Source organism: Halorubrum lipolyticum DSM 21995 (assembly GCF_000337375.1).
GTDB lineage: Archaea > Halobacteriota > Halobacteria > Halobacteriales > Haloferacaceae > Halorubrum > Halorubrum lipolyticum.
In genome coordinates, this window is record NZ_AOJG01000006.1 from 96,643 (window position 1) to 116,945 (window position 20,303).

General features: G+C 70.6%; 19 protein-coding genes. 7 read left to right on the plus strand and 12 right to left on the minus strand.

Features of this window, described 5'->3' with window-relative positions:
* Position 1: 1 nt before the first annotated feature.
* The 6 genes from C469_RS02185 to C469_RS02210 all read right to left on the minus strand — a co-directional run bounded on the left by C469_RS02185 (position 2) and on the right by C469_RS02210 (position 7,651).
* A complete protein-coding gene (locus C469_RS02185) occupies positions 2 to 1,807 on the minus strand; it encodes a bacterio-opsin activator domain-containing protein (RefSeq protein WP_008003451.1) in 1,806 nt (601 codons plus the stop codon).
* Positions 1,808 to 2,045: 238 nt separating this feature from the next.
* Positions 2,046 to 2,282 carry a DUF2061 domain-containing protein gene (locus tag C469_RS02190; protein WP_008003455.1) on the minus strand — a complete coding sequence of 79 codons (237 nt, stop codon included), beginning with the start codon at positions 2,280 to 2,282 and terminating at the stop codon, positions 2,046 to 2,048.
* 73 nt (positions 2,283 to 2,355) lie between these two features.
* A complete protein-coding gene (gene acs, locus C469_RS02195; RefSeq protein ID WP_008003457.1) occupies positions 2,356 to 4,314 on the minus strand; it encodes an acetate--CoA ligase in 1,959 nt (652 codons plus the stop codon).
* Positions 4,315 to 4,434: 120 nt separating this feature from the next.
* Entirely contained in the window at positions 4,435 to 5,784 is a 1,350-nt protein-coding gene (gene hflX, locus C469_RS02200; RefSeq protein WP_008003458.1) for a GTPase HflX, read from the minus strand.
* 22 nt (positions 5,785 to 5,806) lie between these two features.
* On the minus strand, positions 5,807 to 6,157 hold the full coding sequence (locus C469_RS02205; protein WP_082230085.1) for a DUF2209 family protein: 351 nt from the start codon (positions 6,155 to 6,157) through the stop codon (positions 5,807 to 5,809).
* Between the two features lie 255 nt (positions 6,158 to 6,412).
* Positions 6,413 to 7,651 (minus strand): mandelate racemase/muconate lactonizing enzyme family protein, encoded by a 1,239-nt coding sequence (locus C469_RS02210; RefSeq protein ID WP_008003460.1) that lies wholly within the window; start codon positions 7,649 to 7,651, stop codon positions 6,413 to 6,415.
* A gap of 157 nt (positions 7,652 to 7,808) precedes the next feature.
* On the opposite strand from C469_RS02210, the gene C469_RS02215 reads away from it, so the two are divergent.
* Positions 7,809 to 8,279, plus strand: coding sequence for a TRAM domain-containing protein (locus tag C469_RS02215; protein WP_008003461.1), 471 nt, complete (start codon positions 7,809 to 7,811; stop codon positions 8,277 to 8,279).
* 23 nt (positions 8,280 to 8,302) lie between these two features.
* Here C469_RS02215 and C469_RS02220 read toward each other — a convergent pair whose 3' ends face one another.
* Genes C469_RS02220 through C469_RS02230 form a run of 3 tightly spaced genes read right to left on the minus strand, consistent with a single transcriptional unit; the run spans position 8,303 to position 13,077 of the window.
* Positions 8,303 to 9,412: a geranylgeranyl reductase family protein gene (locus C469_RS02220; protein WP_008003462.1), complete on the minus strand. Its 1,110-nt coding sequence runs from the start codon at positions 9,410 to 9,412 to the stop codon at positions 8,303 to 8,305.
* Between the two features lie 41 nt (positions 9,413 to 9,453).
* Positions 9,454 to 10,782 (minus strand): hypothetical protein, encoded by a 1,329-nt coding sequence (locus C469_RS02225; RefSeq protein WP_008003463.1) that lies wholly within the window; start codon positions 10,780 to 10,782, stop codon positions 9,454 to 9,456.
* 51 nt (positions 10,783 to 10,833) lie between these two features.
* The gene (locus C469_RS02230) at positions 10,834 to 13,077 is read right to left on the minus strand and encodes a thioredoxin domain-containing protein (RefSeq protein WP_008003464.1); all 2,244 of its coding nucleotides are present in this window, start codon (positions 13,075 to 13,077) and stop codon (positions 10,834 to 10,836) included.
* 128 nt (positions 13,078 to 13,205) lie between these two features.
* Here C469_RS02230 and purD point away from each other — a divergent pair, with 128 nt between their 5' ends.
* Entirely contained in the window at positions 13,206 to 14,489 is a 1,284-nt protein-coding gene (gene purD / locus C469_RS02235) for a phosphoribosylamine--glycine ligase (RefSeq protein ID WP_008003466.1), read from the plus strand.
* Positions 14,490 to 14,636: 147 nt separating this feature from the next.
* Here the strand turns inward: purD and C469_RS16610 are convergent, their stop codons facing one another.
* Positions 14,637 to 15,086: a hypothetical protein gene (locus C469_RS16610; RefSeq protein WP_147587229.1), complete on the minus strand. Its 450-nt coding sequence runs from the start codon at positions 15,084 to 15,086 to the stop codon at positions 14,637 to 14,639.
* 131 nt (positions 15,087 to 15,217) lie between these two features.
* On the opposite strand from C469_RS16610, the gene C469_RS02240 reads away from it, so the two are divergent.
* Together C469_RS02240 and C469_RS02245 are read left to right on the plus strand one after the other, a co-directional pair.
* Complete coding sequence (locus tag C469_RS02240; RefSeq protein WP_008003467.1) at positions 15,218 to 15,430, plus strand: hypothetical protein; 213 nt, start codon at positions 15,218 to 15,220, stop codon at positions 15,428 to 15,430.
* A 113-nt stretch (positions 15,431 to 15,543) separates the two neighbouring features.
* Complete coding sequence (locus C469_RS02245) at positions 15,544 to 16,122, plus strand: acyltransferase (RefSeq protein WP_008003473.1); 579 nt, start codon at positions 15,544 to 15,546, stop codon at positions 16,120 to 16,122.
* A gap of 14 nt (positions 16,123 to 16,136) precedes the next feature.
* On the opposite strand, the gene C469_RS02250 is transcribed toward C469_RS02245, so the two are convergent.
* Complete coding sequence (locus C469_RS02250) at positions 16,137 to 16,502, minus strand: DUF5798 family protein (RefSeq protein ID WP_008003479.1); 366 nt, start codon at positions 16,500 to 16,502, stop codon at positions 16,137 to 16,139.
* 136 nt (positions 16,503 to 16,638) lie between these two features.
* On the opposite strand from C469_RS02250, the gene surE reads away from it, so the two are divergent.
* Positions 16,639 to 17,460 carry a 5'/3'-nucleotidase SurE gene (gene surE, locus C469_RS02255; RefSeq protein ID WP_008003481.1) on the plus strand — a complete coding sequence of 274 codons (822 nt, stop codon included), beginning with the start codon at positions 16,639 to 16,641 and terminating at the stop codon, positions 17,458 to 17,460.
* Positions 17,461 to 17,503: 43 nt separating this feature from the next.
* Here surE and C469_RS02260 read toward each other — a convergent pair whose 3' ends face one another.
* The gene (locus C469_RS02260; protein WP_008003485.1) at positions 17,504 to 18,190 is read right to left on the minus strand and encodes a nucleotide exchange factor GrpE; all 687 of its coding nucleotides are present in this window, start codon (positions 18,188 to 18,190) and stop codon (positions 17,504 to 17,506) included.
* A gap of 137 nt (positions 18,191 to 18,327) precedes the next feature.
* Here C469_RS02260 and C469_RS02265 point away from each other — a divergent pair, with 137 nt between their 5' ends.
* The gene (locus tag C469_RS02265; RefSeq protein WP_008003486.1) at positions 18,328 to 19,290 is read left to right on the plus strand and encodes a DUF1028 domain-containing protein; all 963 of its coding nucleotides are present in this window, start codon (positions 18,328 to 18,330) and stop codon (positions 19,288 to 19,290) included.
* Between the two features lie 83 nt (positions 19,291 to 19,373).
* Positions 19,374 to 20,303, plus strand: a 930-nt coding sequence (menD, locus tag C469_RS02270; RefSeq protein WP_008003487.1) for a 2-succinyl-5-enolpyruvyl-6-hydroxy-3-cyclohexene-1-carboxylic-acid synthase, incomplete at its 3' end; no start/stop codon positions are given.

Genomic DNA, 20,303 nt, shown 5'->3' on the forward strand with positions numbered 1-20,303 from the left:
CTCAGCCCTGATCGAGGCGCCGGGCCCGCCGCCCGTCCTCGAAGAGCTCGTCGAGCAGCCGGCGCTGGGCCTTCCGGAGGTGGTTGTGGAACGTCGGCGAGGAGACGTCCATGGCGTCGGCGACCTCCTCCGCGGTGCTCCCCCGCGGCCAGTCGAAGTACCCCCCGTGGTACGCGGCCGACAGCGCGGCCCACTGGCGGTCGGTGAACCGGTCCGCGACCCCCTCCCGGAGCGAGTCCTCGCTCCGCGGCGCCCGCGCCACCGACTCCTTGCTCGCGAGCCGCGCGTCGTCGAAGGCGTCCCGGAACCCCTCGGCGACGGGGCGCACGTCGGCGCCCTCCGGGAGGTCGGCGACCACTCGGACCCTCCCGTCTTCCGCGGTCGCGTCGCGGACGGTCGCGCCGTGCTCGGTGAGGGTCCGGACCGCGGACCCGCCCGCAACGCGCGCGGACACGTCGCAGCCGTCCTCGCGCGTCTCGATCACGCGGAGGTCGGAGACGCCGGACGCGCCCGCGACCGCGTCGGCCAGCGCCTGCGGCCGCGCCCCCTCGACGGAGAGGTAGAAGCGGGAGGCGTCGTCGTCGACGGCCACCGTGGACGCCAGCTCGATCCGACAGCCGAGCGTCGCGCTCGCGCGGGCGAGGAACGCCCCCTCGTCGCCGGTGTGGAACTCCACCTCGGTCACCGCGTCGGAGTGGAGCAGCTCCCGCCAGCGCTCCGCGGTCACGGCCCACCCGAGACACCGTCCGAGCGCCGCGATCTCTCGGCGCTCGACCGACGAGACGGACGGTACGGTTTCGGAAGAGGACTCCCCGCCGGCGACCACGCACAGCGCGCCGTGGGTCACGTCGCGGTACCGGAGGGGTACCGCGACCGCCGGTCGACCGGCGGTCGCGGGCGATCCCGCAGTCGATATCGCTTCTTCCTCCTCGACCGCCTCGCGCCACGGCCCGTCGCCGTCGACGCCGCGGTCGACGAGCGTCTCTCGGTCGACGCCGGCCGCGCCCGCGATCTCGACGCGCCCGCGGTCCCCCGTCCCGCGGACGACCCACGCCTCGGCCCAGCGGTCGGACTCGGTCACGCCGTCGGGAACCGCCGCGAGGGGTGTCGCTCGGTCGTCGCCGTCCGCGAGCGCCTCGAACCCTCCGAGGGCGGTCGGCGCCGACTCGTCCGCCGGCCCGTCCGCCGACCCACCCCGACCGCCGGCGATCGCCGAGGCGATCGCCTCGCCGTCAAGCGGTCCGAGGTACCCGTCGAGCGTCGCCATCGTCTCCCACCCCCCGGCCTCGCGGACCGCGTGCGGGTCGACGCCGCGGTCGGCGAGGAGCCGCCGCGCGAAGGTCCGTCGGAGGTCGCGAGGGGTCACGTCCGGGCCGACGAGACCGTCGCTCCGCGCCGCCGCGCGCTCGGCGGTCTCGCTCACGATCATCTGGACCCGACGGGGCGACACGTCGACGAACGGCTCGGACTCGCCGAGGTCGGCGCTCTCGGCGTACCGCCGCATTTCCGCCGCCAGCGACGCCGGAATCGCCGTCTCGCGGTCGATCCCGCTTCGGTCTCGCGGCGCGGGCTCCGTCTCGGGAGCGCCGTCGGTTTCTCCCCCTCCCGCCGTGTCCTCCGACGGGACCGCGAGGATTGAGAGGTCCGCGTCGCCCTCCGTCTCGCGGAGGTGTCGCGGGGCGACGCGCGTGATCTCCCCGGTCCGGAGCCCCGCCTCGCCGCCGAGGCGGACGACCAGCGCGGCGCGGTACGTCTCCGCCGCCGTCACGAGCGCCTCGTACGCGTCGGCGTCCACTCCCTGGTCCATTCGTTTCGTATACTCTTCAAAATCCGAAATAACTCTTTCGCCGTAGATCGGGGTTTAAAAGGACAGTATCCGGATAGCGTCGGGAGATCCTGGACAGATGCGGTCGTCTCTGTGCTCACTCTCACAGAGCTGTTTCGCTTTCACAGAAAAAGCCGAAAAGAGAGTGTCGAATCTCTCCCCGTGACAGCCGCTCCGCGTCCGGGCGGCTCAACCGTTACTCCGCGTCCGTCCGGACTGCTCACCCCCCGTTCGCGACACCCCACGTGACGTGGTCCCACAGCCGCTCGTAACTGTAGTAGGTTACCGTCTTCACCACGTTGGCGACCAGCCCGATGTTCACGGCGGCGCCGACGTCGCCGACGACGACCCACGCCACGAGAACGGTGATCGCGACCATGAGCGCGCGGTAGCAGAGGGTTTTGGCGAGCGCGCGTTTCCGCGCGTGGACCGCCGAGCGCGAGACGAGACCACTCATGCGGCGTGAAACGACCCGGAGTGACAAGAAACCTACAGTCGTTTCTAAATAGTTAATAAGTAATTGGTAATAGTTACTTTTTGCGGACCGCAGACTCGATCTCGCCGACGACTTCGGGGTTGCGCAGGGCGCTCACGTCGCCGAACTCGTCGCCGCGGGCGATGTCCTCCAGCAGGCGGCGCATGATCTTCCCCGAGCGGGTCTTCGGCAGGTCCGGCGTGAACACGATCCGGTCGGGGCGCGCCACGTCGCCGACCGCGTGCGCCAGCCGCTCGCCGATCGCCTCGCGGAGGGACTCGTCGGGGTCGACGTCGCCTCGAGTCGTCACGTACGCGACGATCCGCCCGTCGTCGTCGCCGACGACCGCGGCCTCGGTGACGCCGTCGGCCTCGACGATGGCCGACTCCAGCTCCGCGGTGTTGAACCGGTGCGTCCGAACGTTGATCACGTCGTCGACGCGGCCGAGGATCGTGACGTAGCCGTCCCCGTCGACGGTGGCGCCGTCGCCGGTGCGGTACCGCCACCCGTCCTCGCCCTCCAGCCAGTACTCCCGCCGGTACCGCTCGTCGCCCTCGCGGAGCCCGCGGAGCATCCCGGGCCACGGCGCGGCGATCGTGAGGTACCCCGGCTCGCCGGGTTCGACGGGTTCGCCGTCCTCGTCGACGACGCGCGCGTCGATCCCCGGCAGCGGCGGGCCGACCTTCCCGGGCTTCATCGGCGTGACCCCCGGCAGGGTCGCGAGGGAGATGGCGCCCGTCTCGGTCTGCCACCACGTGTCGACGATCGGCGCCTCCCCGCCGCCGACGTGCTCGCGGTACCAGCGCCACGCCTTCGAGGTGATCGACTCGCCGACGGTCCCCAGCAGGCGGATCGACGACAGGTCGTGGGCGTCGGGGTACTCCGCGCCCCACTTCATAAACGAGCGGATCGCGGTGGGTGAGGTGTAGAAGACGCTGACGGCGTTGCGCTCGATCAGGTCCCACACGCGGTCGCGGTCGGGGTAGTCGGGCGACCCCTCGTAGAGGACGCTGGTCGTCCCGACGGAGAGGGGACCGTAGACGCCGTAGGAGTGGCCCGTGATCCAGCCGATGTCGGCGGCGCACCAGTAGGTGTCGTCCGGGCGCACGTCGAGGACGTTCCGGGTCGTCCACGCGACGTGCGCGAGGTAGCCGCCGGTCGCGTGCTCGACGCCCTTCGGACGCCCCGTCGTCCCGGAGGTGTACATCACGAAGAGGAGGTCGGTGGCGTCGCGCGCGACGGGCTCGACCGTCTCCCCGTCGTGCGCCGCCACGACCGCCTCGTACTCGTGTTCGTCGTCGCCGAGCGGCACGTCGAGCGCGTCGCCGAGCCGGTCGACGACCACCGTCGCCGAGAGGTCGGCCTCGGCCCGGAGCCGGGCGTTGTCCGCCTTCGACTTCTGGTTGAAGGCGTCCTCCCGCCGGTAGTAGCCGTCGCAGGTGACGAGGTACTCCGAGTCGGCGGCGTCGATCCGGGTCGCGAGCGCCTCCGCCGACAGCCCCGCGAAGACGACGTTGTGCGGCGCGCCGATCCGGGCACAGGCCAGCATCGCGATCGGCAGCTCCGGGACCATCGGGAGGTACAGCGTCACCACGTCGTCCTCCTCGACCCCCAGGTCGCGGAGCCCGGCAGCGAGCGCGTTCACCTCTCGGTGGAGGTCGAGGTAGGTGTACGACCGACGCTCCCCCCGTTTGCCGAACCAGCGGATCGCGAGCTGGTTCCGCCGCTCGTCGAGGTGACGGTCGACGCAGTTGGCCGCGGCGTTGAGCCGCCCGTCCGGGAACCACTGATAAAACGGCGGATTCTCGTCGTCCAGCACCGTCTCGTAGGGGCGCTCCCAGTCGAGCAGGTCGGCGGCGCGGCGCCACGCCTCGGGCCCTTCCTCGGCGAACGCCTCGTATATCTCCGGGTCGCTCGCGACGGCCCGGTCGCTGAACGCGGCGGGCGGCTCGACGACCTCGTCGCCGGCGGCGGTCCCGTCCGCCCGCCGGCCGTCGACTCCGGCGTAATCCATGATACTATCTCGCAAGCGAAGGAATGTATACTTTGTCCGAGCGTCCGGCGCGCGGACGGGATCGAAATGCGGTGACTCGGGCCGAACCGAGGTCGACTCCGCCGGCGCGAGCCCGGCCGCCTACGTCGACTCCGCCGGCGCGAGCCCGGCCGCCTTCGACCGAGCGCGCGCGACGATCGACGGCTTGGCCTCGAAGTCGAGGGCGACCTGGTCGTCCGCGTACGTCTCCTCCTCGACGTGGCCGTGGTCGTGGATCCACGAGACGAGGCTCATCGCGTCGTCGGAGAGGGGGAGGACGAGCCGCTCGCGCTCCCACTCCGGGAGCTCGGACTCGACGCGGTCGCGGAGCTCCGCGACGCCCGCGCCCGTCTTCGCCGAGACGGCGACCGGGTCCGGCGCGACGCCCGAGAGCGCGGCGCGCTTGTCCGCCAGCTCGCCGGGCGCCAGCCGGTCGACCTTGTTGAACACCGTGACGATCGGGGCCTCGTTGCGCTCGTAGAGGGTGTCGTGGCTCGTGACGAGCTTCTCGCGCATCGCCTCGACGGACTCGCTGGCGTCGACGACGAGCAGCACGAGGTCGGCGCGGTACACCGAGTCGAGCGTCGACTCGAACGACTCCACGAGCCAGTGGGGCAGATCCGCGATGAACCCGACCGTGTCGGTCAGGAGCACGTCGCGCTTCTCCATCTCGGCCCGGCGGGTGGTGGTGCCGAGGGTGGTGAAGAGCATGTCCTGCGACTCGGCGGTCGTGTCGAGGTCCGGGTGCCGCTCGGCGTTCTCGTCGACGTCGATCTCGGCGGCGAGCCGGCGCATCAGCGTCGACTTGCCGGCGTTGGTGTAGCCCGCGAGCGCGACCAGGTCGAACCCGGAGTCGCGGCGCTGCTCCCGGCGCGCCTCCTCCTTCGCTGCGATCGACTCCAGCTCGTCGCGGATCTCGGAGATCTGGCGTTTGATGTCGCGCTCGACGCTCTCGTCGTACTCGCCGAGCCCCATGAACCCCGGGCGCTCGTCGCGCTTCGCGAGGCTCGCCTTCGCCTCGGCGCGCGGGAGCTCGTACCGCAGCTCCGCCAGCTCGACCTGCAGCTGCGCCTTCCGGGTGTTGGCGCGCTGGCCGAATATCTCGAGGATGAGCGTGAACCGGTCGATCACCTCGACGCCCTCGGGGAGCTCGCCCCCGATGTTGAACGTCTGGTACGGCCCCACGTCGTTGTCGACGATCACGGCGTTCGCTTCGGTCCGGCGGACCAGGTCGCGGAGCTCCGCGACCTTCCCCTTCCCGAACATGAACGCGGCGTCCTCGGTGCGGGTCTGGGTGAGCTCGCCGACCACGTCGTAGCCCGCGGCGGCCGCGAGCTGGGTGATCTCGGTCAGGTCCGCCGATCCTGACTCGACGCGCTTGGCGACGACCGCGCGCCGCTCGGCGGCGGTCGGCTCGGCGTCGATGTCGACCCCCTCGGCGCTCCCGGTCATGCCGCACCCTCGGTCTCCCCGGTCATAACAGGAGGTCCCGGGCGGCGTACGCGGCGTGGTGTGCTGCCTGCACTGTTTCGCGTTCTCCTATGCTCTCGACGTATTTAAACTCGGGTCGGAAGCTCAGCCCCACCCGCTCCGCGGGCTCCTCGTAGAACTCGCCGCCCTCCGCGACGACCGGCCCCGCGGGCGGCTCCGGGAGGTTTCCGACCGCCTCGGCCGCGAGCGCGACGGTCGCGTCGAGCGTCGGCCCCTCGCGCGCGGCGGCGAAGCCCATGCCCTCGACCGACCGGATCCGCGTCGAGTCGATCCGGGCGTGCACCGCGGCCGCGACCATCAGGTACCCGCCCGCCTCCTCGTGGCGGCCGCTGATGTCGACGCCGACGACCTCAGGGACGGGCGCTCGCCACCTCGGTTCGGTCGGGGCGCGGCGTCGTTCCGGCGGCTGTCGTGTCCATACCCCGCGATAGACCGCCCGACGAATTGAACGTTTCCGTGGTCGGCGGCGGTCGTATTTAAAAAGAACCGCGGTGTCGTCGACCGGTTATAACTGGCGCGCGGGACGCCGCTCGACGAAGCTACGCTTCGTCGAACAACGCAGCGCTCCGCGCTGCTGGCTCGATCCGGCTTACGCCGGATCGAACAACGTCTCGCCCTCGACCATGTGCTCCTCGACGGCGTCCATGTCGAGCGTGAGGCCGAGACCGGGCTTCTCCGGCACCTCGATGTAGCCGTCCTCGATGACGTCCTCCTCGACCAGGTCCTCCCACCAGCCGAGCTCGTAGGAGTGGTACTCGATCGCGAGCGAGTTCGGGATCGAGGCGCCGACGTGGGTCGCCGCCATCGTCGCGATCGGGGAGGCGACGTTGTGCATCGCGACCGGGACGTAGTACTGGTTCGCCACGTCGGCGATCTTGCGGGTCTCGCGCATCCCGCCGACCTTCGGCAGGTCGGGCGCGACGATGTCGACGGCCTGGCTCTCGATGAGGCGGCGCAGCTCGGTGACGCGGTAGCGGTTCTCGCCGACCGCGATCGGCGTGACGGTGTTCTTCGTCACCTCCTCCTGCACCTCGAGGTTCTCCGGCGGCACGGGGTCTTCGAGCCACCACACGTCGTACTCCTCGATGGCGTCCGCGAGGCGCTTCGCGGAGCCGCCCGAGAACGTCCAGTGGCAGTCGAAGGCCACGTCGGCCTTGTCCTTCACGCGCTCGGTGACGGTCTCGACGATCTCCGCCTTGTGGCGGATCTCGCCGGGGCGGAGGTGGCGGTTCGCGCGGTCCTTCTCGAAGCCGCTCGGCACGTCGAGGTCGAACTTCAGGGCGTCGTAGCCGAGTTCGTCGACGACGCGCTCGGCCTCGTCGGCGCAGGCCTCGGGGTCCGCCTCCTCCTCGGTGTGGCAGTCGCAGTAGACGCGCATCCGGTCGCGGTACTTGCCGCCGAGCAGCTGGTAGGCGGGCACGTCCAGGATCTTGCCGGCGGCGTCGTGCAGGGCCACCTCGATCCCGGAGATCGCGGTGACGGTGACGCCCTCGACGGAGCCCTCGCCCGACATCTTCTGGATGAGGTGCTCGTACAGCCGGTCGATGTCGAGCGGGTTCTCGCCGATCACGAACGGCTTCATGCGCTCGATCAGCTCCGGCACGCCGGCGCCCCAGTACGCCTCGCCGGTCCCCACGACGCCGGCGTCGGTGTACACGCGGACCAGCGTCCACGGGAAGTTCCCGTCGACCATCGTGGTCTGCACGTCAGTGATCTCGACGTCGCGTCCGTCGCCGCGCGTGCCCGTCGTCCCCATCGTCTCGGCGGAGAGCTCCCGCATCGTGTACTCCGCGTTCGGGTCGTGGAGCGACTCGTAGTTTCGGCTCATAGCCCCCGATTTATTCGGAACAGGGTAAACGTTTATGTTCTTCTGCGGAGGGGTTCGCACCCGCGCGAACGCTTATCGGTCCGTCGCCGGACAGATAGGGCGCTTTCGCCGCCGTACAAATAGGGAGTTTTTCATTGGCGTACCCACTACTGTCGGTATGGTCGAACTCACGGATTCGCTGAAGTGTCTGTTTACCGGGACTGTCGAGGAGCGGGGCGGCGATCACGTCGTCACGATCCCCGCCACGGAGGTCGAACACGGGACGATCGAGGCGGGCGAGTCGTACCGCGTGGCGCTCATCAAACGCGAGGCGGGCGGCGACGGCGCGGCCGCCGCGACCGACGGCAACGCGGATCACGCGGTCGCCGGCGACGGCGCCGGCGGCGCTCCCACGTCGACGACGACGACGCGCTCGAGGGGCGACGCCGGGGCGTCGGGTCCCCCGGTCTCCGAGGGCGACGTGCGAGAGGTGACGATCGAGACGCTCGGCGACAAGGGCGACGGGATCGCGAAGATCGAGCGCGGCTACGTCGTCATCGTCCCGGACTCCCAGCCGGGCGACGAGCCGACCGTCGAGATCACGAGCGTCCGCGAGAACGTCTCGTTCGCGGAAGTCGTCGAGGAGTAGGCGACGACGCGGACCGGTGACCGCTACCGCGGCGCCTCCTCGGGGTCGCTCCGCGAGAACAGCTTTCTGAGGTGTCCCGGCGAGAAGAAGGAGCTCGGTCGGTCCATGTGGACGCCGATCTCGCCCGACAGCGCCCACAGACCGGCCCGTTGGACGGGTTCCGGGAGCGAGTAGCATCGTCGGATCCCCTTTCCGAGCCGGATCTCCGTGCCGATCGCGTCGCGCCACCCGGACTCGTAGTCGGCGAGCGTCGCCGGGTCCCGCGGGTCGATCGCGTCGGCCGCCACGTCGGCCGCGGTCATCCCGTAGAGTATCCCACCGCCCGTGAACGGCTTCGTCTGGGCGGCGGCGTCGCCGATCAGGAACGCCCGGTCCGTGGTCACGCGGTCCGGGGGGCCGACCGGGATCGCCCCCGAACAGAAGTGGTCGGTCGTCACGTCGTACGCCTCCGTGAGCCGGTCGAACATCGCGGACACGTCGTCGCTCGGCGGCGCGGCGAGCCCGTACTCCACGCCCGCGTCGCCGCGGGGGATGCGCCACGCGAAGAACGTCGGCGCGGTGAGGTGGACGTCGACGAGGTCGCCCGCGTCGGGTGCGTCGTCGAACGCGAGCACGCCGTGGAGCAGTTCGTCCGGCTCGGGGAGCCCGAGCGACCGGCGGACCCGCGAGGTCGGGCCGTCGCAGCCGGCGACCATCTGCGCCTCGACCTCCTCCACGTCGCCCGCGGGCGTCCGGACCTCGACGACGACCCGGTCGGCCCGCTCGTCGACGCCGACGACCGTGTGGTTCTCCCGCACGTCGGCACCGGCCTCTCGCGCGCAGTCGGCGAGGGTGCGGTCGAGCCCGACGCGGTCGATCACGTTCGAGACGGGGTCTGATTTATAAAACGGGTACGCCTTCGAGCCCGGGCCGCCGACGCGGAAGCGCGCGCCGTACACCCGGTTCTGGAGGAGCTCGTCGCGGGCGTCGTCCGGGACGTACCCCCACACGTCGTCGGAGACGTGTCCGGAGCAGGCCAGCGGGGTCCCGACCGACCCCTTCTCGAAGACGACGACATCGCGGCCGGCCGCGGCGGCGCGCCGGGCGAACCGCGACCCCGGCGGCCCCGCGCCGACGACGACGAAATCGTGCATAAGGGATGCGTGGTGACGGAGATATATAATTACGCCGCGGCTTACTCGAGGCGGGCGAGCAGGTTACAGACGTAGACGGTCCGGAGCATCGTCGCGGACTGCCCGCGGGCGAACACCAGCTCGTCGCGGTCAAGCACGTGCGAGAGGACGTCCGCGGAGGCGTGTTCCGGGGCCGCCGAGACCCCCGTGTCCCGCTCGGCGACCCACTCCATCACCCGGAGGTCGGACTTGCTGTCGCCCATCACCAGCAGGAAGGGGTCCCGCACGTCGAGCACGTCGAGCGCCGCCTCGACGCCCGCGACCTTGTCCAGCTCCAGCGAGCTGATCTCCGCGGCGTCCGCGCGGTAGTAGCCCACGTCGATCCGGTCGAACAGCGCCGCGACCGGCTCCGGCACGTCGTCTGAGTCGGCCGGGTCGTCGACCTCCGCCGTCTCGAGCACCTCCCGGATCTCGGGGTCGGCCGCCGCGTAGTGCGCGCGGGCCCACGCCGCGCCGCGGTCCGCGAGGTCGGTGTCGTCCGCGTCGGTGTCGTCCGCGTCGAGGTTGGTCGCGTCGAGGTTGGTCGTGTCTGCGTCTCCCACACCGGGATCGCCGGCGATCCGGTCGACGACCGCCTCGCCGAGCAGGTCGATCAGGTGGACCAGCCCGTCGTCGATCACGGCCTCGGCGTCCGCGCCGCCGGTCTCGAAGTTCGGCTTCAGCGTGACGTTGAACTCGTTGCCCTGGAGGTGACAGCCGCGGCGCACGTTCTCGGGCGCGTCGGGGAGCACGCGCGACCGCACCGCGTCGAAGACGCCGCGCACGGTCTCGTCGAGGTCCTCGTACAGCAGGCGCTTCGTGCGCGAGCCGTGTCCGGGCGTGAACACGCCGTTGCCGGCCTCGTAGACGATCGAGAAGCGCCCGGAGTGGACGAGCTCGTTGCCGAGCCCCTGGATCATGAACCCCTTCACGTTCTCCAGCGTCTGGCCGGTACAGATGACGATCGGCACGCCGGCGTCGTGCAGCACCGTCAGCATGTGGAGGGTCTCGCGGGGGATCTCGTTGTCCGTGCCGCCCGCGGACCGGAGGGTCTCGTCGACGTCCAACACCAGGGCGTTGACCGCGCGGCCGTAGCGCGCGTGCAGGTCGAGCGCGGTGAACGCCGCCTCGCGGTCGGCGTAGGCCGCGACCTCGGCGAAGGTGGCGCCCGCGGGCAGCGACTCGCGGATCCCCCGTTTCAGCCGGTCGAGCTCCTCGCCGGCCTCCTCCCAGTGTTCCAGCGCCACTCGCGAGTCGACCGGCGGGAAGAGGTCCACGAACGACTGGTGCTCCCGGAGGCTCTCCGCGTCGAACTCGTCGTACAGGCGATAGAGAAGGTCGTGCCGCTCCATGGGCGCCCTCCGAGCCGGGGCGCGTAAAACGTGCCGTCTCCGGCCGCCGCCCTACTCCGACGAGTCCCGCGCCGCCAGCCACTCCAGCGCCGCGTCGAGGTCGGTCTCCGGCGGCGAGCACGTCCGGCCCTCGCAGACGTAGGCGGTCGGCTCGCCGTCGACCGCGTCGCGGTCGGCCCAGATCGGCGGGGCTTCGTCCATGCCGAGCCGATCGAGCCAGGCCGCGAGTCCGTCTTCCGTCGGGGGACGCGGGGCGACGAGCGCGCCCGGCAGGTAGCGCTCCCCCAGCGTCTCGCGCCACGCCTCCGGCACCGCGTCGGTGGCGACGGTCACCTCGATCCCGCCGGACGCGACGCGGTCGGCGGCGCGCACCAGCGAGACGTGTTCCAGCGGACTCGCGCGGATCCGGTCCGCGTGAGTCGTCACGACCCGTTCCGCGACCTCCGCGAACTCGCGGTCGGTCCGGAAGCCGTCGAGGAGCGCGAGCGTCTCCGCCGCCACGCCGAGGCTCGACGGGGTCGACCGATCGGTGAACTCCTGTGGGCGGGCGAAGAGGGTGTCGTCGCCGTCTCCTCCGGCAGTTTCGTCTGGGTCCCGCGTGAAGTAGATCGTCCCGTCCTCCTCGTCGTAGAAGTCCGAGACGATCGTCTCCGCCAGGTCGAGCGCGAACCCGAGCGCCTCCGGGTCGCCGGTGGCCGAGTAGGCGTCGAGCGCGCCGCGCGCGAGGAACGCGTGGTCGTCGAGGTAGCCCGGTCCGCGCACGTCGCCGTCGAGCCACCGCCGCGCGAGGGCGCCCGTCTCCTCGTCGTACAGGCGCTCGCGGCAGAACGCGAGCGCGTCGCTCGCGATGTCGGCGTACGGCTCACCGAGGACCCGCCCGGCGGCCGCGAACGCGGAGATTGCCCGGCCGTTCCACGACGCGAGCACCTTCTCGTCGCGCGCGGGCCGCGGCCGCGACTCGCGCGCCTCGAAGAGCGCGACGCGGGCCGCCGTCAGCGTCTCTCGGACGTCATCGGTCGACATGTCGTGTGCCTCGGCGAGCTCCGCGACCGACGCCGCGATCGTGGGGACGGTCGTGCCGCGCTCGAAGTTCCCCCCGGACTCGATCCCGTACCGGTCCTTCGCGAGCGACGCCGCGGGCTCGTCGAGGACCGCGTCGACCTCGCCGGGCGTCCAGACGTAGAAGGCGCCCTCGACATCGTTCGCGTCGTCGTCGCGGCCGCTCCCGTCGGAGCCCGCGTCCCCGCGTCGGCTCGCCGGCGGTCGGCTCCGGGCGTCGAGCGTGCTGAAGAACCCCCCCTCGTCGTGGCGGAGCTCGCGGTCGAGAAAGCCGAGGGTCTCGTTCGCGACGCGGGCGTACGAGGCGTCGCCCGTGAGCCGGTGGGCGTCGAGGTACGCCATCGGGAGCTCCGCGTTGTCGTACAGCATCTTCTCGAAGTGCGGGACCGTCCACTGCCGGTCGACGGCGTACCGGTGGAACCCCCCGCCGACCTGGTCGTACATCCCGCCGCGGGCCATCCCGTCGAGGGTGCCCGTCGCGGCCGTGAGGGCGGCGTTTCTCCCGGTCTTCGCGTACGCTCGCAGGAGCACGTCGATCCGGCCGGGCATCGGGAACTTCGCGCCGCCGCTCCCGAACCCGCCGTACTCGTCGTCGTACCCGCGGATCGCGGCGGCCGCGGCCTCGTCGAGGAGGTCGGGGCCGGGCGCCTCGGCGCCGCTCATATCGCCGGCGTCGCCCGCGCCGCCGACAGGCCCTGAATCCGGGACCGACTCCAGCTCGTCGCGGGCGCTCGTCGTCCACTGGTCGGCGCGCCGCTTCATCTCCTCGCGCTGTTCGGGGTCCGCCCACGAGTCGGCGATGCGCTCGCACAGATCGCGGAACCCCGGCTGGTTTCGGCGCGGCTCGGGCGGGAAGTAGGTCCCCACGTAGAACGGCTCTCCCTCCGGCGTACACCACGCGGAGAGGGGCCACCCGCCCCCGCCGGTGACGAGCTGCGAGACGGTCATGAAGGTGCTGTCCACGTCCGGCCGCTCCTCGCGGTCGACCTTGACGGGGACGAACGACTCGTTGAGCACCGCGGCGACCGACTCGTCCTCGAAGCTCTCCTCGGCCATCACGTGACACCAGTGACACGAGGAGTAGCCGATAGAGACGAACACCGGCACGTCGTGTTCGCGAGCGCGCTCGAACGCCTCCTCGCCCCACGGCTGCCAGTTGACGGGGTTGTCGGCGTGCTGCTGGAGGTACGGGCTCGCCTCCCCGTCGAGACGGTTCCGCTCGGTCGGCTGTGACATACGCCCGATTCGGCCCGGCGCGGCAAAAACCCGTCACACGAGCGTCGCCGTGAATACCTACACGAACGTGGATATCCGTGCGCAGATAGAGAGTAAGGCTTACACTACCGTGTAGTGATCGGTCGCACATGACGGAGACCGTACTCCTGGTGGGGGGCGGCGGGCGCGAGCACGCGATCGCCCGCGCCGTCGCAGAGGACTGCGCGCTGTACGCCTGCGCGAGCAACCGGAACCCGGGGATCCGCCGGCTCGCCGACGGCTTCGAGACGATCGACGAGACCGACGCCGCGGCGGTCGCCGACTACGCGACCGAGGTGGGTGCGGACCTGGCCGTGATCGGGCCGGAGTCCGCGCTCGCGGCGGGCGTCGCCGACGCGCTCGACGACGCCGGCGTGTACGCGTTCGGGCCGCGGGCCGAGGAGGCGCGACTGGAGACTGACAAGGCGTACCAGCGCGAGTTCATGGACGAGGCCGACATCCCCGGCTGTCCGGACTACGCGGTGTTCGACGACATCGAGGCCGCCTGCGATCACATCGACGACTACGACGGCGACCTCGCGGTGAAGCCGGCCGGGCTCACGGGCGGCAAGGGCGTGAAGGTGATCGGCGATCAGGTGACCGCCGAGGGGGCCAAAGAATACCTCCGCGACTCCGACTACGAGCGCGTCGTGTTGGAAGAGCGGCTCGTCGGCGAGGAGTTCACGGTGCAGGCGTTCGTCGCGAACGGCGAGCTCCGCACCACGCCCGCGGTGCAGGACCACAAGCGCGCATACGAGGGCGACGAGGGACCGAACACCGGCGGGATGGGGTCGTACACCGCCACCGGCCTCTCGCTGCCGTTCATGGCCGAGGGCGACTACGACGCCGCCGTCGACGTGCTGGAGGCGGTCGTGGACGCGCTCCCCGACTACAAGGGCGTGCTCTACGGCCAGTTCATGCTCACGGACGCGGGTCCGAAGGTCGTCGAGTTCAACGCGCGCTTCGGCGACCCGGAAGCGATGAACACGCTCCCCGTCTTAGAGACCCCCTTCCTCGACGTGCTCACGGCCGCTCGCGACGGAAACGACCTCCCCGAACTCGCCTTCTCCGGCGAGGCGACCGTCTGTAAGTACGCGGTCCCGGAGGGATACCCGACCGACCCCGACGCGGGCGCGAAGATCGCCGTCGACGAGGAGAGCGTCGGCGACGCGCTCCTCTACTACGCCAGCGTCGACGAGCGCGAGGACGGCCTCTACACGACGACCTCGCGGTCGTTCGCCGTCGTCGGCCGCGGCGACTCTATCGCGGCCGCGGAGGCGCAGGCCGAGGACGCGCTCGCCGCCGCCGGCGACCGGGTCCGCATCCGCCACGACATCGGCACGGCCGACCTCGTCGAGCGCCGGATCGAGCACATGGCCGAGCTCCGACGCTGAGCTCGTCGCGGTCTTCGACCCGCGACCGGGAGCGACTCTTCTACTCGGCTCTGTTGAATCAGGTGATGGCGGATTTCCGCAGGTGCGCTGAATAGAGGGCACAGACGTAGATAGAGAGTGCAGACCACGCGCTGTAACGGACGGCGGTCAGTCAAGATCGGAAGCCATACTGTCGAAGAGATCCGGCGATATCGTCGTAAAGGTCACGTCGCCGTTGTCACGGAGGCGTATATAAAGGTGATTGCACGACACTAGCCAGGAATGCGTGAGCCTCTCGCCTTCGTAGCTGACAGTCGCGATCAACGAACGCATGTTCGGAAGCACATTCTTTCGATAAACGCCTTCCGGATGATCCCACGGTGGAGGCGAATCCTCGGCTGTCGGAACGTCGAACTCACTCGAGAACACGTCCCGCTCGAGAATCCCTGTCCGGATAGACAGTTGGAGGGATTGCGGAGTACTCCGGACGTTTTCGATGACGATACCGAATCGAGAGAACGGAGAGCAGTCCGCCGCTGCGCTCGTTCGGGAAAGACAGCCGGCACTGACTGCAACTCCTCCCGCGGAGAACGTGCCGAGTAGCTCGCGCCGTTTCATACGCTATCGGTTGAATCGCTCACAAAAAGGTGTTCGCTAACGTCAAACCGCGAATCTGGCACAGAGCTCCCTTCAGATTCGATCAGATCGGTCACGATAAGATTATTTCTTCTGAGTTGTTTGGAACGCGTATGGCCGAGGACGAGGGTACGTTGAATAACGAATTCATAATCCTCGGAATATTCTGCGGGCTAACGTTCGTAAATCCGTATTTCGGTATCTATGAGTACCTTGCCGATTGGCTCGTGCTTCTCATAATCGCCGTCGTTGTCATTACACTCACGTCCATATATGTCAAATTAATGGGGGAGACTTCCAGTGAGTACGACTGGGACTCGTTTTGAGAACGTAACGCAGTTCCCGTGCTGACTACGCCCTCGATGTTCAGTACGCGTTTCCTATCAGTCCCTGTGGGTTTCAACAGACCCTTTTATTCCCGCCGCCCGAACGGAGCGACGTGACACGCGACGACGCGAACGCGACGCGCGACGATACCGACCCGCCCCGAAGCGACGGCCTCGACCACTTCCCGACGCGCGGGCCGCGCAACTCCCTGTGGTCGTGGCCCGACGCGAAGTCGCCGCTCGCGGTCGTCCGCAACTACGTCGTCATCGTCCTCGCGCGGATCTGTCCGAGCCTCCGGCTGAAGAACTGGCTGTTGCGCCGGATCGGCGTGGCCGTCGGCGCCGGCGTCTCGTGGGGGTTGGAGTCGACCCCGGACGTGTTCTGGCCCGAGCGGATCACGGTCGGTAACGACGCCATCATCGGCTACGACGCCACGCTGCTCTGCCACGAGTTCCTCCAGGACGAGTACCGGCTCGGGGACGTGGTCGTCGAGGACCGCGCGATGATCGGCGCGGGCGCGGTCGTCCTCCCGGGCGTCACGATCGGCGAGGGCGCGCGCGTCGCCGCCAACTCGCTCGTCGCCGAGGACGTGCCGCCCGGGACGACGGCCGCCGGCGTGCCGGCCGAGGTCGTCTCGCGGGCGGGCGCAGTGGACGAAGAGGGCGGTGAGACGGACGTAGACGACGACTAAGGAGCGTCTCAGGCCTACTTCTCGGCGTCGTCCGCTGACTCGTCGGCGTCGCTTTCGGCGTCGTCGCTTTCGGCGTCGTCGCTTTCGACGCTTCCGGTGTCCCCGCCGTGGGCGTCGGCCGCGGCCACCGCCTCGGCGTCGGTGATGTGCGCCTCGGTGCTCACGCTCTCGAGGTCGACGCCGACTTCGGTCGCGACCGCGTCGAGGACGGCCCGCTGTTCGGCCATCTCGTTTTCGAGCCGCTGGACGCGCTCGGAGGTGTCGAGCACGGTCGTCTGCGTCTCCTCGACCTCGCTGCGGAGCTCGTTGATCTTCTGGTACGTGCGCTCCGCCCGGTCGGCGAGCGTCTGGATCTTCTTCGCCGTGTCCCCGAATCCCATACGGGCCGATCGAATCCGAGATACGTGGGCCTTTCCGTTCGGCGCGGCGGGACCACGTTCGACCGCCGACGGTCGGCCTCGCGTCGCACCGCGCCGGCGACGGTGGACTTTTGACCGAACCGCCCGACGTGACTCTATGAGCGTCGAACGCGTCCTGTTGACGAACGACGACGGGATCGACGCCGCCGGGCTCAGAGCGCTCTACGACGCGCTCGACGCCGACTACGACGTGGTGGCGGTCGCCCCGACCGAGGACCGGTCGTCGGCGGGGCGCACCCTCTCGGAGGACGTCGGGATCGCCGACCACGAGCTCGGGTACGCCGTCGACGGCACTCCGGTCGACTGCGTCGTCGCGGGGCTCGACGCCCTGATCCCCGACGCCGACGTCGTGGTCGCGGGCTGTAACGAGGGGGCGAACCTCGGCGCGTACACCCTCGGGCGCTCGGGGACCGTCTCCGCCGCGGTCGAGGCCGCCTTCTTCGACGTGCCCGCGGTGGCGACCTCCATGTACGTCCCCGGCGGAGAGGACTGGTGGAAGCGGGAGCTGCGGTCGGCGGAGTTCGCGAACGCGACCCGCGCGACCCGGTACCTCGTCGCGGAGGCGACCGCGTCGGGCGCGTTCGACCGCGTCGACTACCTCAACGTCAACGCCCCGATCGCGGACGCGGACGAGGGGGGCGAGGGCGACGCGCCGGCGCCGATGCGCGTCACGTCGCCCTCGCCGTGGTACGGGATGGAGGCGGCACACGACGGGAACGGCCGCGTGCGCTTCTCGGACCCCATCTGGGGGAAGATGAACGCCGGCGACGTGCCCGACCCGATCGGCACCGACCGTCGAGCGGTCGTCGACGGCGAGGTGTCCGTCTCGCCGCTGTCGGTGCCGCACGCGGCCGAGCCGGACGCGGGGCTCGACGAGCTGGCGGCGGCGTACGGGCGCGCGACCGAGAACGTCCGGTGACCGCCCGCTCCGAGTGTACGTTCGGTGATCGCCCGATCCGAGCCTACTCCTCGTCGGCGCTGACGGTGACCTTCGCCTCGCTGACCACGCGGTCGCCCATCTCGTAGCCGGGCTCGTACACCTCGTGGACCGTCCCCTCGGGCTGGTCGCTCTCGACCCGGAGCATCACCTGATGGCGGGCCGGGTCGACCGCCTCACCGGGGTCGGGGTCGATGGGCTCGACGCCCTCGTCGGCGAGGACCTCGTCGAACTTCTCCAGCGTCGACTCGACGCCCGGGCGGAGGTCGCTCCCGGCCTCCTGGTCGAGCGCGCGCAGGAGGTCGTTTCGGACCGGCGTGATGCGCTCGACGAGCGCCTCCGAGGCGCGCTCGCGGATCTCCTCCTGCTTGCGCTTGGCGCGCTGCTTGTAGTTGCTGAAGTCGGCCTTGACGCGGGCGAGCTTGCTCGTCAGCTCCTCTACCTCCTCTTCTGTCTCGAGCAGTTCGTCGCGCGTCTCGTCGAGCTCGGCCTCCAGCGCCGCGACCTCTCGGGCGAGCGCCTCGTCGTGCTCCGCGACTTCGGCGGCCAGTGCCTCGCGGTCGGCGGCTCCGCGGCCCGCTCCGTCCGCGTCGGTCGACTCGCCGGTCGGTTCCTCGGCGGTCGCGTCCGCGGTGCCGTTCGTCCGCGCCGCGTCGGCCGCGGCGTCGTCGGGGGACTCGACCTCGACGTCGACGGCGTCGTCGTCGCTCATGTCCGATCGAAGTCGGTCGGCGGGCATAAGCGTTGCAGAACGCGGTCGCGAGCGATGGCGCGGGAGTCGCAGCGGCGGTGCAGAGGCAGCCGACCTCGACCGGATTTATGAAGCTCCCACCCGACCACACGATCCGTATGCCAGTCCGTCCCTCGACCTTCTCGATCGTCGCGCGCGACCCGGAGACCGACGCCGTCGGCGTCGCGGTCCAGTCGAAGTTCGTCGGCGTCGGCGCCGTCGTCCCGTTCGCGAGCGCGGACGCCGGCGCGGTCGCGACGCAGAGCTACGCCAACGTCGCCTACGGCCCCGACGGCCTCGACCTCCTGCGCGAGGGTCACGACGCCGCCGAGGTCGTCGAGCGGCTCACCGAAAGCGACGACGAGGCCCCCTCGCGACAGGTGGGCGTCGTCGGCACCGACGGCTCGGTGGCGGCGTTCACCGGCGAGGACTGTCACGACCACGCCGGCGACCTGCAGGGCGAGGGCTACACCGTGCAGGGCAACATCCTGGAGAACGCCGAGACGCTCACCGCGATGGCCGAGGCGTTCGAGGAGACGGAGGGCGGGCTCCCGGAGCGGCTGATCGCGGCGCTCCACGCCGGCAACGAGGCCGGCGGCGACAAGCGCGGCGAGCAGGCCGCGGCGCTGTACGTCGCCAAGCCCGAGGGCGGGTACGACGGGCGCAACGACCGGTGGGTCGACGTGCGCGTCGACGACCACGAGGCTCCGATCGACGAGCTCGAGCGGGTGTTCAAGCTGTACGACGTGACCCTGCTGGAGCGCGAGACGCCGGAGGGCACCCGAGAGCTCACGGGCGAGACGGCCGCGGCGGTGTCGGCGACGCTCGCGGACCTCGGGTTCCTCGACGGGACCGAGAGCGCCGCCGACGACGCGGTCGACGCGGACGACGGTTCGGTGTCGTTCGGCGAGGCCGAGCGCGAGGCCCTCGAGACGTTCCGCGGGATGAACAACTTCGAGAACCACCCGGTCGCCGTGCTCGAGGACGCGCTCGCCCGCGGGTGGGACGCCGCCGAAGGCGAGGGAGAAGACCGCCTCGTCGACGCGGTGTGGCACGGGCTCTCGCGGCTCGACCGGAAGTGAGGTCGGTGGCAAGACGAGTGGAGCCGAACCGCGCCGCGCCCGACTCTCGGGAGTATTTAAATCGCGACCCCCAACCGGTCGTTATGACCGCGCCGAACCGGAACACGCTGTGGGCGCGCGCCCTCGTCGACGAGCTCGTCGCCGCGGGCGTCGACGCCGTCGTGGCCTCGCCCGGGAGCCGCTCGACGCCGCTGACGGTTGCCGCCGCGCGCAGCGACGACCTGCGCGTCTTCTCCCAGTTGGACGAGCGCTCGGCCGCCTACTTCGCGCTGGGCCGCGCGCGTCGGACCGGGACGGTGACGCCGCTGATCTGCACCTCCGGCACCGCCGCCGCCAACTACCACCCCGCCGTGATGGAGGCGAGCGAGGCCCGCGTCCCCCTGCTCGCGCTCACGGCCGACCGACCGCCGGAGCTGCGCGACTCGGGCGCCAACCAGACCGCCGACCAGGAGAAGCTGTACGGCGACGCCGTCCGGTTTTATAAAGACCTGCCGGAGCCCGCGCCGAACGACCGCGCGCTCCGCTCGCTGCGGACCACCGTCGCCCGCGCCGTCGGGACCGCCGAGGGCGCCGACCCCGGACCGGTCCACCTCAACGTCCCGTTTAAGAAGCCGCTGGAGCCGACTCGGGTCCCCGACGACGTGCCCGCCGACCTCGATCAGGTCGCCGAGCGCGGCCGCGACGGCCCCTACGTCGACGTGACGCCCGGGTCGCCCGAGCCGGGCGACGAGGCGCTCCAGCGGCTCGCCAACGAGCTGTCGACGACCGACCGCGGACTGATCGTCGCCGGGCCGGCGGACCCGCCGGGGCTCGACGCCGAGGCCGTCACGGCGCTGTCGCACGCGACGGGGTTCCCGGTCCTCGCCGACCCGCTCTCCGGCGTCCGGTTCGGCGGCCACACCCGGGTCGCTCCCGTGATCGGCGCTTACGACGCGTACCTCTCGGCGGCGGTTGCAGGTGAGTCTCATAGCTGGACCTGTCTCTTATACACATCTCTGAGCGGGCTGGCCAGG

What these genes read in the sequence shown, in the direction of transcription:
- C469_RS02220 (WP_008003462.1), bottom strand. Translation starts at nt 9,412, where the DNA reads ATGCACGATTTCGTCGTCGTCGGCGCGGGGCCGCCGGGGTCGCGGTTC.
- hflX (WP_008003458.1), bottom strand. Translation starts at nt 5,784, where the DNA reads ATGACCGGGAGCGCCGAGGGGGTCGACATCGACGCCGAGCCGACCGCC.
- C469_RS02230 (WP_008003464.1), bottom strand. Translation starts at nt 13,077, where the DNA reads ATGTCACAGCCGACCGAGCGGAACCGTCTCGACGGGGAGGCGAGCCCG.
- C469_RS02240 (WP_008003467.1), top strand. Translation starts at nt 15,218, where the DNA reads ATGGCCGAGGACGAGGGTACGTTGAATAACGAATTCATAATCCTCGGA.
- C469_RS02185 (WP_008003451.1), bottom strand. Translation starts at nt 1,807, where the DNA reads ATGGACCAGGGAGTGGACGCCGACGCGTACGAGGCGCTCGTGACGGCG.
- C469_RS02225 (WP_008003463.1), bottom strand. Translation starts at nt 10,782, where the DNA reads ATGGAGCGGCACGACCTTCTCTATCGCCTGTACGACGAGTTCGACGCG.
- C469_RS02265 (WP_008003486.1), top strand. Translation starts at nt 18,328, where the DNA reads ATGCCAGTCCGTCCCTCGACCTTCTCGATCGTCGCGCGCGACCCGGAG.
- C469_RS02215 (WP_008003461.1), top strand. Translation starts at nt 7,809, where the DNA reads ATGGTCGAACTCACGGATTCGCTGAAGTGTCTGTTTACCGGGACTGTC.
- C469_RS16610 (WP_147587229.1), bottom strand. Translation starts at nt 15,086, where the DNA reads ATGAAACGGCGCGAGCTACTCGGCACGTTCTCCGCGGGAGGAGTTGCA.
- surE (WP_008003481.1), top strand. Translation starts at nt 16,639, where the DNA reads ATGAGCGTCGAACGCGTCCTGTTGACGAACGACGACGGGATCGACGCC.
- C469_RS02190 (WP_008003455.1), bottom strand. Translation starts at nt 2,282, where the DNA reads ATGAGTGGTCTCGTCTCGCGCTCGGCGGTCCACGCGCGGAAACGCGCG.
- C469_RS02250 (WP_008003479.1), bottom strand. Translation starts at nt 16,502, where the DNA reads ATGGGATTCGGGGACACGGCGAAGAAGATCCAGACGCTCGCCGACCGG.
- C469_RS02210 (WP_008003460.1), bottom strand. Translation starts at nt 7,651, where the DNA reads ATGAGCCGAAACTACGAGTCGCTCCACGACCCGAACGCGGAGTACACG.
- C469_RS02260 (WP_008003485.1), bottom strand. Translation starts at nt 18,190, where the DNA reads ATGAGCGACGACGACGCCGTCGACGTCGAGGTCGAGTCCCCCGACGAC.
- purD (WP_008003466.1), top strand. Translation starts at nt 13,206, where the DNA reads ATGACGGAGACCGTACTCCTGGTGGGGGGCGGCGGGCGCGAGCACGCG.
- acs (WP_008003457.1), bottom strand. Translation starts at nt 4,314, where the DNA reads ATGGATTACGCCGGAGTCGACGGCCGGCGGGCGGACGGGACCGCCGCC.